Annotated in this window: 13 protein-coding genes; 7 read left to right on the top strand and 6 right to left on the bottom strand. The window is 36.6% G+C overall.

Features of this window, described 5'->3' with window-relative positions:
- Nucleotides 1–391 precede the first annotated feature (391 nt).
- Together rsmD and ACIQ32_RS09600 are read right to left on the bottom strand one after the other, a co-directional pair.
- On the bottom strand, nucleotides 392–955 hold the full coding sequence (rsmD, locus tag ACIQ32_RS09595) for a 16S rRNA (guanine(966)-N(2))-methyltransferase RsmD (protein WP_396195470.1): 564 nt from the start codon (nucleotides 953–955) through the stop codon (nucleotides 392–394).
- Entirely contained in the window at nucleotides 952–1,764 is an 813-nt protein-coding gene (locus ACIQ32_RS09600) for a DUF3822 family protein (RefSeq protein WP_396195471.1), read from the bottom strand. Before ACIQ32_RS09600 ends, rsmD begins: the two co-directional genes overlap by 4 nt.
- A gap of 156 nt (nucleotides 1,765–1,920) precedes the next feature.
- On the opposite strand from ACIQ32_RS09600, the gene ACIQ32_RS09605 reads away from it, so the two are divergent.
- Both ACIQ32_RS09605 and kdsB read left to right on the top strand, forming a co-directional pair.
- Nucleotides 1,921–3,339, top strand: coding sequence for an ATP-dependent RecD-like DNA helicase (locus tag ACIQ32_RS09605; RefSeq protein WP_396195472.1), 1,419 nt, complete (start codon nucleotides 1,921–1,923; stop codon nucleotides 3,337–3,339).
- Nucleotides 3,340–3,407: 68 nt separating this feature from the next.
- Entirely contained in the window at nucleotides 3,408–4,133 is a 726-nt protein-coding gene (gene kdsB / locus ACIQ32_RS09610; RefSeq protein ID WP_396195473.1) for a 3-deoxy-manno-octulosonate cytidylyltransferase, read from the top strand.
- On the opposite strand, the gene ACIQ32_RS09615 is transcribed toward kdsB, so the two are convergent.
- Nucleotides 4,130–4,840 carry a potassium channel family protein gene (locus ACIQ32_RS09615; protein WP_396195474.1) on the bottom strand — a complete coding sequence of 237 codons (711 nt, stop codon included), beginning with the start codon at nucleotides 4,838–4,840 and terminating at the stop codon, nucleotides 4,130–4,132. The genes kdsB and ACIQ32_RS09615 overlap by 4 nt on opposite strands.
- Nucleotides 4,840–5,502, bottom strand: a complete 663-nt coding sequence (locus ACIQ32_RS09620) for a spermidine synthase (protein WP_396195475.1) — start codon at nucleotides 5,500–5,502, stop codon at nucleotides 4,840–4,842. The genes ACIQ32_RS09615 and ACIQ32_RS09620 overlap by 1 nt, the downstream gene beginning before the upstream one ends.
- Nucleotides 5,503–5,561: 59 nt before the next feature.
- On the opposite strand from ACIQ32_RS09620, the gene ACIQ32_RS09625 reads away from it, so the two are divergent.
- From ACIQ32_RS09625 to ACIQ32_RS09645, 5 genes are all read left to right on the top strand, one after another.
- Nucleotides 5,562–6,113, top strand: a complete 552-nt coding sequence (locus ACIQ32_RS09625; RefSeq protein ID WP_396195476.1) for a 1-acyl-sn-glycerol-3-phosphate acyltransferase — start codon at nucleotides 5,562–5,564, stop codon at nucleotides 6,111–6,113.
- Between the two features lie 93 nt (nucleotides 6,114–6,206).
- Nucleotides 6,207–7,349: a M14 metallopeptidase family protein gene (locus tag ACIQ32_RS09630; RefSeq protein ID WP_396195477.1), complete on the top strand. Its 1,143-nt coding sequence runs from the start codon at nucleotides 6,207–6,209 to the stop codon at nucleotides 7,347–7,349.
- Nucleotides 7,350–7,422: 73 nt separating this feature from the next.
- Entirely contained in the window at nucleotides 7,423–7,905 is a 483-nt protein-coding gene (locus ACIQ32_RS09635; protein WP_121313528.1) for an Lrp/AsnC family transcriptional regulator, read from the top strand.
- A gap of 77 nt (nucleotides 7,906–7,982) precedes the next feature.
- Nucleotides 7,983–10,568 (top strand): phosphoenolpyruvate carboxylase, encoded by a 2,586-nt coding sequence (locus ACIQ32_RS09640; RefSeq protein ID WP_396195478.1) that lies wholly within the window; start codon nucleotides 7,983–7,985, stop codon nucleotides 10,566–10,568.
- Between the two features lie 6 nt (nucleotides 10,569–10,574).
- Nucleotides 10,575–11,093 (top strand): DinB family protein, encoded by a 519-nt coding sequence (locus tag ACIQ32_RS09645; protein WP_396195479.1) that lies wholly within the window; start codon nucleotides 10,575–10,577, stop codon nucleotides 11,091–11,093.
- 91 nt (nucleotides 11,094–11,184) lie between these two features.
- Here the strand turns inward: ACIQ32_RS09645 and ACIQ32_RS09650 are convergent, their stop codons facing one another.
- The gene (locus tag ACIQ32_RS09650; protein WP_396195480.1) at nucleotides 11,185–11,598 is read right to left on the bottom strand and encodes a DNA primase; all 414 of its coding nucleotides are present in this window, start codon (nucleotides 11,596–11,598) and stop codon (nucleotides 11,185–11,187) included.
- A gap of 11 nt (nucleotides 11,599–11,609) precedes the next feature.
- Nucleotides 11,610–11,849 (bottom strand): deoxyhypusine synthase family protein (locus ACIQ32_RS09655; protein ID WP_396195481.1); only part of this gene is annotated, 240 nt, incomplete at its 5' end.

Genomic DNA, 11,849 nt, shown 5'->3' on the forward strand with positions numbered 1-11,849 from the left:
CCAGGTAAACTCTATGCGGTGAAATTCCAAGTATATCGGCATTTAAGGGCTACTCGTCCGTTGTCGAAGGGTAGGAAGCTAGAACGCGTTGGCAACAACGAGTCCAGATAAATGATAAGGTCTTGTCCCAAAAGGCGAGAACAGAATCCGGCTTACAGGTCTGCTTTTTTTTCAATGAAACCCAACTTTGAGAATTCAAAGTTATGAGTTGAATTGATCCCAATTTCAATCGGAATAGTATTAAAGGTATAGTGGTTGAGTTTTCAGGAGCACACCAATGGGTTTTCTTTCACTAGTCGTCCCGCTATACATTGCAATCTTTGTCCTGAAATAAGTTCAGGCCAAAGGATTTCCATTCCTATCGGGGCTAAGGTTCACGGACTGTAGTACTTTAGACTTCTTCTTCGTCTTCTTCCGTTTCAAATTCAAAGAAAGTAAACACCGAACCGCCATAGTTTTTTTGGAAGGAATAATTCGTCATATGGTCTAATTTGGTGTACTTCGAATGTTCAACCACCAGCATGCCTTCTTCGTCGAGTAATTCATTTTCAAATATCATTTCAATGATTTGCTCGAATTCTTTTTGAGACATTCCATAAGGTGGATCGGCAAAAATGATGTCATAGTTACCGCGGTGTTTTTCTAAAAATTTGAACACATCACTTTTAATAGCAGTAATATCAAAGTCGAATTCTTTGGCGGTTTTCTTGATGAAGTTTACACAACCCAGATCGCCATCGACACATAAAATAGGAGCACATCCACGCGAAGCAAACTCGTAACTAATGCTTCCGGTTCCGGCAAAAAGTTCTAAAATTTTGAGTTCAGAAAAATTGAAATGATTGTTCAATACATTAAACAGCGCTTCCTTGCTCATATCTGTCGTCGGACGAACAGGTAGGTTTTTCGGCGGCGTTATTCTTCGGCCTTTGTATTTGCCCGAAATGATTCTCATGAATGTAGCAGTATAAAATGTTCGCGGTTTTCGGCTTCAGTGAATTGATTTTGAATCGAACTCACCTCAAACAAAGAAACGTTGCGCACATATTGATAGGCAATGTCATAAAGCAAATCACCTTCAAAGATTTTGCCCAATAACTCTAATTTGAAACTTTCGGGATTCAATTGCAATTGTTCCGCAGTGAATAAAATATAGTAGATAAAATCTTCAGGGGTTTTATAGTCAAAAGTGTTGAAAAGCAACAGTTTTTGATTTTGCACTATCACAATTTCAAAATGACTGTCACTCACATGCACAAACATTTTGCGCTCTTCATTGTTTCTGGAGGCTTCGAGTAATTTTTGAACCAAAATACTATTGGCGTGTTTGTAATCAAAGGTGCCGAATTGGTCAATGAAATAGTTGTTCATATTCACATACGGAATGTAAACATTATTCATTTCATAGGTAGGCAATTCGTCGAAAGCAAAAAAATCGGTTTCAAAAACTTTGGTGTTGAATTGCAAATAACTGCCTAAATATTCTTCGTCAAACAAAGCCGTTGGGACAAAAGTCGATAGGTTGTTGCTGTGAACAATCACTATTTCATCATAGCCGGCTTTTAGTTCAGCATGGTTCTGAAAAGCTTCGGCAAATAAATCTTCTATCTTCGACATTACATTAACTTTTCCCATGGCAATGTTTTGCAGCGACAAAGGTTTGTTAAGGATCGTATCAAACGTCACAAACGACAAGCCATTCAGGGAAACCTGAATCGACAATTTTCGATAAGTTTTGTCTGTAACGCTGGTGTTTTGGTACATAATGCTTCGGTTGAAACGAACTTGGCAAACTTACAAATTTATACTGAACTTGTTTCAGTATCTGTAACATTTTACAAGCAATAGTCTATTTTTTTTTCTCCATTTTCTTTACTCTAAATCACTATCTTTGAAATCCAATTTTCAGCATAAATACAAATGACTACCGGCCAATTTTACAGTCTATTACGCCAACGTTTTCCGTTTCAGCCGACTGTAAAACAAGATATCTTTTTGCAGCAAATTGCTGATTTTGTTACCAATAAACACGAGCAACAGGTTTTTGTTTTAAAAGGTTACGCCGGAACGGGAAAAACTACAGTCATATCGACTTTGGTCAACAACTTACTGGAAGTTAATAAAAAGTATGTGTTGTTGGCACCAACCGGACGTGCAGCGAAAGTCATTGCCAACTATTCGAACAAACCGGCATTTACCATTCACAAAAAAATATACTTTCCCAAAAAAGTCAAAGGCGGTTTGTCGTTTACCATGCAAACCAACAAGCATACCAATACCATTTTTATAGTCGATGAATCCTCGATGATTTCCGATGTTAATACAGAAGCCAAAATGTACGAAAACGGTTCGTTGCTCGACGATTTAATGTCGTATGTGTACAACGGAAAAAATTGCAAAATGATTCTTTTGGGTGATACCGCTCAGTTGCCACCGGTGCAATTGGAGGTTAGTCCGGCACTCGATACCGATTTGCTTTCGATGCATTATCACAAAGAAGTGTTTTCGATTGAGTTAGACGAAGTAATGCGACAGGAGGAAAAATCCGGGATATTATACAATGCTACCGAATTGAGAGAGATTTTGAAAAGCGAATTTTCAGATACGTTTCAGTTTAAAGTGAAAGGCTTTAAAGATATAGTTCGACTCTCAGATGGTTACGACATACAAGATGCCATTCAAAGTGCTTACAGCAATTATAGCATAGAAGACACATGTTTTATAGTGCGTTCTAATAAAAGAGCGAACCAATACAATCAGCAGATACGAACCCGAATTCTCGATAAAGAAAGTGAGCTTTCCGTAGGCGACTATTTGATGGTAGTAAAGAACAATTATTTTTGGCTCAAAGAAACCGATGAAGCCGGTTTTATTGCCAATGGCGATATAGTGGAAGTGCTCGAAATTTTTGCCTTCAAAGAATTGTACGAGTTTAAATTTGCCAAAGTCAAAGTCCGCATGGTCGATTATCCGAATCAAATTCCGTTTGAAACCATCGTTTTGTTGGATACCATTACCAGCGAATCGCCATCGCTGACTTATGAAGAAAGTAATAAACTCTACCAAGAAGTGCTTAAAGATTACGAAGGTGAACCACAATACCGCAAGTTTTTGAAAGTTAAGAACAACGAGTATTTCAACGCACTACAAGTTAAGTTTTCCTATGCCATCACTTGCCACAAATCACAAGGTGGCCAATGGAATACAGTTTTTATTGAACAACCTTATTTGCCCAACGGCATTGATGTGGATTATGTGCGTTGGTTGTACACTGCCGTTACGCGGGCCAAAGACAAGTTGTATTTGATTGGATTTAAAGAAGAGAGTTTTGAATCGTAATTATGAATTATGAATTAGTTTTTCAAAATCTTATTACCTTAGCACCTCAGAACCTTAGCACCTCCAAAATGAAAACCATCGCCGTTATTCCAGCCCGTTATGCATCTACCCGTTTTCCTGCCAAATTGATGCAAGATTTAGGAGGCAAAACGGTTATCCTTCGCACTTACGAAGCGGCTGTTAATACAGGTCTGTTTCAAGATGTTTTTGTCGTAACCGATTCGATTTTAATCTATGACGAAATCATCGATAATGGTGGTAAAGCCATCATGAGTGTTAAAGAACATGAAAGCGGCAGCGACCGAATAGCCGAAGCTGTGGAGCATTTAGAAGTGGATATCGTGGTGAATGTTCAAGGCGACGAACCGTTCATTAACAAAGAACCTTTGGCTAAAGTAATTGAAGTTTTCAGAAATGATTTCGACAAGAAAATCGACTTGGCTTCGCTAATGTTTGAAATTACCGATATTGAAGAAATCAATAATCCGAATAATGTAAAAGTGGTTATAGACCAAAGCGGTTTTGCCTTATACTTTTCGCGCTCTGTGATTCCTTATCCCAGAGAAACCAATGTAGGTGTTCGTTATATGAAACACATTGGGATTTATGCCTTCCGCAAAGATGCTTTGTTGGCGTTTTATCATTTACCAATGCAATCGTTAGAAGCTTCTGAGAAATTGGAGCAACTCCGTTATCTGGAATTTGGGAAGCGAATCAAAATGGTTGAAACTACTCATGTAGGCATCGGAATTGATACGCCGGAAGATTTGGAAAAAGCACGCAAAATGCTTTAAAGGTCTTCATTGTTGTTATCGAAATAGCCTTTAGAGGTGACTTTGGTTGAAAAGAAATTCAGGAATAAAATCACAAATGATAAAAAGAACATGGCCTGAACCGAAGCCAAAAACTTCCCGAAAGTTGTTATCGGATAATAATCGCCATATCCAATGGTGTTGGAAGTCATTAAGCTAAAATACAAGGCATCAGACCAATGAGCAAAAGGAATATTGGTGTTTTGTCCTAACGAATAAAATACTCCGAAAGAAACAATTACTTCCCAATAATTCAAAAACAGCAATAGCATTGAGCGTTTATACGATCTCGGACGAGCAAATAAATCGGAGGCAAATATCAGTGTTGGGATGTATAAAATAGTTTCCAGAATAAGGTAGACTAAAATCCAAATCAGAATTTGATTGTGGTACCATTGATTTACTAAAATCAGCAATGGGAAAACTACTTTCATTAAGATATAAATATCCATTGCTAAATCTTTATAGGCATATCCTATTTTAGCAGCAAGTGTTTTAACATAAATGCCCGGAAAAAACAATTGGGAAATAGAAAGGAATAAGCGAAATATTTTCTCAATACCGTTATCGTCCTGATGGTCATTATTCCAAATCGCTTTGATATTCAGAATTCTTCGTTGGATCGGATTGTATTTGGGTTTATAGTGCTCAGCAACTTTACCGATTAAGAGTTTTTTCAAAAAGCCCATCAGTGTAATTTTTTTATGGTGAATAATTCGTTATGGGTTTCCACTTTGGGATACATTCGCAAAGAGAAATTGTTGTTGAATTTACTTTTGTAAGCCAAATTCCGTTCTCTATTACCATCATTAATCACCATCGTATTGAACAAAATAAATCCGTCTTTTCGCAATAAAAAGTTCACCCGATTGATAAAGTAATCTTCAAATAAAAAATTTGGCATATTGGTATCTTGAAAAACATCAATAATAATCAAATCGTAGCGTTCTTTGGTTTTTAAGACAAATTCAAAAGCATCGTCAATAACAATATCTAAATTAGGGATTTCATTGAGTTTAAAATAGGTGTTGGCAATAGCAACCATTGTTTCATCGATTTCTACTCCGGTAATTTTACCTTTAAATTTGATTTCCTCAACTAAAGTTTTTATCACACTGCCACCGGCAACACCAAGCAACAATACGTTATCGAACTTCCTGATTCTCTCAAAACCTATATACTTCAAGCCTTTTCGTAAAATACGTTGCAAACTGCCGTAAGAGTAATTGGTGTTTTTACTGTCGATTACCAATTCACCATTGTTCCAAGTCACTTCTATCGTATCATTAATCGATGATTTTTTTTTGTGAATATTGACGGGTATAATGTAGCTGAACAGTTTGCTTAACATCCAAAAAGATTTTATTCAAAAATAATAGATTAATACTAAATTTACACAAAATATTCCACATGAAAAAGCGACTATACGAATTTATTTTTTTCAAAATCATGGGTTGGAAAATCACCGGTACCATTTCGCCCGAAATCAAAAAATGTGTACTGATGGTCATGCCGCACACTTGCAATTTCGATTTCTTTGTCGGCTTGTTTTGCCGTGGCATCATCAATTTGGAAATGAATTTTGTGGGTAAAAAAGAATTGTTTGCTTTTCCATTCGGATATTATTTTAGAAGTATAGGCGGAGCGCCTTTGGACAGAAGTGGTGGTAAAAATAATGTCGATGCAACTGTAGATGTTTTCAATTCCAGAGCAGTTTTCCGAATGGCCATTGCTCCTGAAGGGACACGAAAAAAGACAGCCCAACTCAGAACGGGTTTTTACTTTATTGCTCACAAAGCCAATGTGCCAATCATCCCTGTAGCTTTTGATTATGCTCAAAAAGAGGTGAAAATTGGTTTGCCATTCACTACTACCGGAAATTATGAGGAAGACATGACAATTATTTTGGCCCATTTTAAAGGTGTTCAAGGTCGTTTTCCGGAAAAACAATTCAGCGTTTAGGTATTAATTCTAAAAAAAAATCACCTCTTGTTCCTTGCAAGAGGTTTATTATGACTATCATCAAAACGCATGCTTTTTACTTAAATTTGTTCCATGGATTATTCAGCATTACATCAAAATTACAAAGAGAACAGTATACAAGGACGGTACCTTACTTTAAGTCATATTGAACCTTTATTGGCTCAATACAAAAATGAGGTTGTTGGGCAGTCGGTTTTAGGAAAACCCATTTACCAACTTTCTTTTGGAACCGGAAAAACCAAAATTTTTATGTGGTCGCAAATGCACGGAAATGAAAGCACCACGACCAAAGCTTTATTCGATTTTATTCGTTTTTTGAATTCCGGTACAGTTGAAAGTCAAGCTATTCTCACTTCATTTACTTTTTGTTTGTTGCCAATGGTCAATCCCGACGGCGCTGAAGCTTACACTAGGGAAAACGCTAATGGTGTCGATTTAAACCGGGATGCCCAAAACTTAACCCAACCTGAAAGTGTTGTTCTGCGACAAGTATTTGAAACTTTCCAACCGCATTATTGCTACAATCTTCACGATCAAAGAACCATATATGGAGCAGGCGACACCGGAAATCCGGCAACCGTTTCTTTTTTGGCTCCGGCTTATAATGAAAGTCGTGACATGAATGAAGTGCGACAAAAAGCAATAAATGTAATTGTCGCTATGAATAATTGTTTACAGCAAGTGATTCCGAATCAAGTTGGGCGTTTTGATGATTCTTTTAACATCAATTGTATTGGAGATACTTTTCAGTTCCTAAAGGTGCCTACTGTTTTGTTTGAAGCCGGACATTTCCAAGAGGATTATGAACGAGAGCAAACCAGAAAATATATTTTTACGGCCTTACTCTCCGGAATTAATTATTTGAACGAAAACGATGTAGTTAGCAATAAAATCGATGATTATTTAAAAATTCCGCAAAATAAAGTTGTTTTTTATGATTTTGTTTATAAAAATGTCAAGATAAATTATGATGGTAAAGAAAAAATTATCAATTTTGCAGCGCAATACAAAGAAGTACTGAATAATAATAAAGTCGTTTTTGAAGCTCAAATTGTTCAGATTGACGATTTGGAAAATCATTTTGGTCATTTCACCATAGACGCTCAAGGAGAATCGTATCTGGATGAAACAAAGAGTTTTCCGAATATTGAGCAAAAAGCTGATTTTTATTTAGGAAAAAATATTAAAATTGTTAATGGTTTGATAAATAATTAGCAATTGACTTTTTTTATTAGAAAAAATGTATTTTTTTTGTGCCATTATTTTAATAAACCAATAGATAAGTTTTATGAGTAAGTTTCGTTTAGATGAAGTAGACCACCAAATCTTGGACATGTTGATTGACAACACCAGAATTCCTTTTACCGATATTGCTAAGAAGTTATTGATTTCTGCTGGTACGGTTCACGTAAGAGTTAAAAAAATGGAAGATTCAGGAATCATTATGGGTTCGTCATTGTCATTAGACTATGAAAAATTAGGCTATTCATTCATTGCTTATGTTGGAGTGTTTTTAAATAATACTTCTCAAACCAAATTTGTTTTAGAAAGAATCAACGAAATCCCTTATGTAACTGTGGCTCACGTTACTACCGGTAAGTTTAATATCTTTTGTAAAATCAGAGCTAAAGATACCAAACACGCCAAAGATGTTATCTTCATGATTGACGATATCGAAGGCGTTTACAGAACTGAGACCATGATTTCATTAGAAGAAAGTATCAACGACAAAAAACGTTTGATGCACACTATCTTCCAAGAATTGGACTAGTATTTTCTCAAAATATATTTAAACCTCAAGTGAAAGCTTGGGGTTTTTTTATTAATTTAAGCCAAAATTCCAACGCTATGTATACTTTACCGAAAATTGAGCGTTTCAATCAAAACGTATTGTCAAAATACCATATTTATAATAGTGTGTTTATCACCTTACCTTTTGATGCCATTGACAATACCGGTGTTTTATTGCCTTTGTTTTCAGAGGTTTGTGATAATGGGTTTAAAAACCAATGGTCACCCAAACAAATAGTGGATTTTTTTTCCGAAAAGTATCTTGACAAGGCTAACGAATCTGAGAAAATCGATTTGATGTTTCGTTTTATTCAGTATGTGGAACGCCAAATAGTTTTATTTCATGCTATTGAAGACGCTGCTTTTCCAATAATTAATAATTTGGAAGGTCGTGGCTCATTGCGTGATATCAAAGAAAAAACCGAGGCCAAAGACAAGCGAAAGGAACTTATTTCATTCTTAGAAAGTTTCAATGTGCGAACTGTATTAACCGCTCATCCGACTCAGTTTTATCCGGGTTCGGTATTGGGCATTATAACCGATTTAACCGAAGCTGTTCGGGTAAACGATTTGATTAAAATCAAACAACTGTTGGCCCAATTAGGCAAAACGCCTTTTATTAAAAAAGAAAAACCTACTCCTTTTGACGAAGCTGTAAGCCTCATTTGGTTTTTGGAAAATGTATTTTACCAAACCATAGGCGAGATGATGCAATACCTGCAAAAGAATATTTTTGAAGGCAATCTGATTGAAAATCCTATAGTAAATTTAGGCTTTTGGCCGGGTGGTGACCGCGACGGCAATCCGTTTGTAACACCTGAAATTACAGAGAAAGTAGCCAAAAGATTGCGCACCGCTATCCTTAAATGTTATTATTTCGACATTCGCAGTTTGAAACGAAAATTGACCTTTAACGAAGTCGACACCATCATTGCCGGTTTAGAATACAAACTGTATAGATCTGTTTTTTACTCTCAAGGCGATATATTTATTTCCTTAGAAGAATTGAAAAACGAGTTAGCAATCGTCAAAAACATCATCATCGAGAAGCATCAATCGTTGTATTTGGATGAAATTAATTTGCTGTTGCAAAAGATAACCCAATTCGGATTCCATTTTGCGTCATTAGATATCCGACAAAACAGCAAGATACACAACAAAGTCTTTGCCGATATAGTCGACTTAATAAAAAGAGACAAATCGATTTATTTTCCTGAGGATTTTGATATGTTGTCTGAGACTGCAAAAATGGAAGTCATATCCAATTTAAAACCCGACTTAACCCATCATTTTTTTGAAGACGAAGTTACTCGTTCGACTCTGGAAACTATCAAGTTGATGCGCGAAATACAATTGGATAATGGCGAAAAAGGTTGTAATCGATACATTATCAGCAATAATGAAAGCGCCTTAAATGTTATTGAAACCTTTGCGATGTTCCGATTGATGAATTGGGAAAATCCAACGGTCGATATAGTGCCATTGTTTGAATCGGTAGACGATTTACAAAAGGCACATGAGATCATGGAACAATTGTATCAAAACAGAGGCTATCGCCAACATTTAAAAGAACGAAAAGACAAACAAACGGTCATGCTTGGTTTTTCCGACGGGACTAAAGACGGTGGTTATTTGATGGCCAATTGGAGTATTTTTAAAGCCAAAGAAATGATTACCAAAATCTCCCGCGACTACGGAATTAAAGTAATCTTTTTCGATGGGCGAGGCGGACCGCCGGCTCGTGGTGGTGGCAAAACGCATAAGTTTTATGCCTCACTGGGTTCGACTATCGAAAACCAAGAAATTCAGCTAACGGTTCAAGGACAAACCATCAGTTCTAATTTCGGGACGTTGGATTCTTGTCGTCATAACTTGGAAAACCTATTGAGTGCCGGTGTGGCCAATCAGATTTTTAATGCAGACGAAAACAATTTATCTGAAGCACATAATGCCATTATTGATACTTTATCTCAAATAGGGTATGAAAAGTACATTGATTTCAAAAATCATCCGAAGTTTATTCCGTACTTAGAAGAAATGAGTACGCTGAAGTATTATTCGAAAACCAATATCGGTAGTCGACCTTCCAAACGCAATACAGATGGAAAATTAAATTTTGCCGATTTGCGCGCCATACCATTTGTGAGTTCTTGGAGTCAGTTAAAGCAAAATGTTCCCGGATTTTTTGGGGTTGGTACTGCTTTAAAACATTTTGAAACCAATAACCGATGGGAAGAAGTGCAGCAACTCTATCACAACTCGCTTTTCTTTAGGACATTGTTGGAAAACAGCATGATGTCGCTGGCCAAAAGCTATTTTCCACTCACGGCTTATATGAAAGATGACCCTGAGTTTGGAGAGTTTTGGCAAATAATCTACGATGAGTTTCAGGACACCAAGCGTTTGTTACTTAAAATTGCCGGTCATACCGAATTGATGCAAAACTATCCCGATGGAAAAGCGTCAATCGCTATGAGAGAGCAAATTGTATTGCCGTTACTGACTATTCAGCAATATGCTTCAACGCAAATCAATCATTTGAAAAAGCAACCGATAATTGACGAAAACTTAATCAGTATTTATGAAAAATTAGTGACTCGCTCTTTGTTTGGGAATACCAATGCGAGTCGGAATTCAGCTTAAAAGTATATGAAGAAATCACAATTGCAAGCCGATGAATATGCGGCATTTTACGGTACTTATATCAATACCGTTACTGAAGAATTCACTTTAACAGAAGAATTGGAAATTTCAGTGCATCGTTTGGTAAAGTTTGTTAGGGAAATACCAATGGATAAATTTGACTATCGTTATGCCGAAGGGAAATGGACCATTAAAGACATACTACAACATTTAATAGATGCCGAGCGCATTTTTGCTTACCGAGCTTTGCGTTTTGCCCGTAACGATAAAACCGAATTGCCCGGTTTTGAGGAGAATGATTATGTTGAAGAAGCAAATGCTAACAGTCGCAGTATTCAAGATTTGTTGACAGAATTGTTGGTAGTGCGACAAGCGACACTTACTTTATTCAAGACTTTCAATGAGGAAGCCCTGTTGCGCAAAGGGATTGCCTCTAACAAACCCATGTCGGTTCGAGCGTTAGGGTTTACCATTATCGGGCATCAAAACCACCATCAAAAGGTGTTTGAGGAAAGATATTTGTAAGTACGAAGTGTCCAGATAAAAAAACTCCCAATTTCAATAAGAAATTGGGAGTTTATTTTGTACTTCGTACTTCAAACTTCGTACTTTATCATTATTCTTCGTCTTCAAAGTTATCTGAATCAGCGAAATCTTCTTCGTCTATATCATCATCGTCGTCGTCGTCAGAGCCACCTTTGTCTTTTAAAGGATCGATTTCTACTTCGTCATCATCAGAAGGCATATCATCGTCATCCAAATCTAAACCTTTGATAGGTTCGATAGGTTCAACTACGGCATCGATATCTTCTTCTTCATCAAATTTTTCCATACGACTGGCTAATTTAGTACTCACTTTTACCAAATAAATAGTGTCTTCGGTACGTACTTCTACAGCTTCAACCAATTCGTTTTGAGCATTTCTGAAACGGATGATGTCGCTGTCGTCATATCCTTCCGGAAACTTTTCTACTAATAAGTTTAGGATGTCTCCGGTGAGTTTAGCATAGTCTACAATAATTCTTCTCATAAAAAAATCTTTTATAAATCCAGTAAGTAAGCAAAAATTAAGGGCGCAACAATAGTTGCATCCGATTCGATAATAAATTTGGGAGTATGAATGTCAAGTTTTCCCCAAGTGATTTTCTCATTAGGGACTGCTCCGGAATAGGAACCGTAACTTGTAGTGGAATCTGAAATTTGGCAAAAATAGCTCCAAAAAGGCACATCGTGCATTTCCATATCTTGGTACAACATCGGTACCACGCAAATAGGGAAGTC

This window comes from Flavobacterium sp. (genome assembly GCF_044373165.1).
GTDB lineage: Bacteria > Bacteroidota > Bacteroidia > Flavobacteriales > Flavobacteriaceae > Flavobacterium.

Coding starts and splice junctions, on each gene's coding strand:
- rsmD (WP_396195470.1), bottom strand. CDS start 955: ATGAGAATCATTTCGGGCAAATACAAAGGCCGAAGAATAACGCCGCCG.
- ACIQ32_RS09600 (WP_396195471.1), bottom strand. CDS start 1,764: ATGTACCAAAACACCAGCGTTACAGACAAAACTTATCGAAAATTGTCG.
- ACIQ32_RS09605 (WP_396195472.1), top strand. CDS start 1,921: ATGACTACCGGCCAATTTTACAGTCTATTACGCCAACGTTTTCCGTTT.
- kdsB (WP_396195473.1), top strand. CDS start 3,408: ATGAAAACCATCGCCGTTATTCCAGCCCGTTATGCATCTACCCGTTTT.
- ACIQ32_RS09615 (WP_396195474.1), bottom strand. CDS start 4,840: ATGGGCTTTTTGAAAAAACTCTTAATCGGTAAAGTTGCTGAGCACTAT.
- ACIQ32_RS09620 (WP_396195475.1), bottom strand. CDS start 5,502: ATGTTAAGCAAACTGTTCAGCTACATTATACCCGTCAATATTCACAAA.
- ACIQ32_RS09625 (WP_396195476.1), top strand. CDS start 5,562: ATGAAAAAGCGACTATACGAATTTATTTTTTTCAAAATCATGGGTTGG.
- ACIQ32_RS09630 (WP_396195477.1), top strand. CDS start 6,207: ATGGATTATTCAGCATTACATCAAAATTACAAAGAGAACAGTATACAA.
- ACIQ32_RS09635 (WP_121313528.1), top strand. CDS start 7,423: ATGAGTAAGTTTCGTTTAGATGAAGTAGACCACCAAATCTTGGACATG.
- ACIQ32_RS09640 (WP_396195478.1), top strand. CDS start 7,983: ATGTATACTTTACCGAAAATTGAGCGTTTCAATCAAAACGTATTGTCA.
- ACIQ32_RS09645 (WP_396195479.1), top strand. CDS start 10,575: ATGAAGAAATCACAATTGCAAGCCGATGAATATGCGGCATTTTACGGT.
- ACIQ32_RS09650 (WP_396195480.1), bottom strand. CDS start 11,598: ATGAGAAGAATTATTGTAGACTATGCTAAACTCACCGGAGACATCCTA.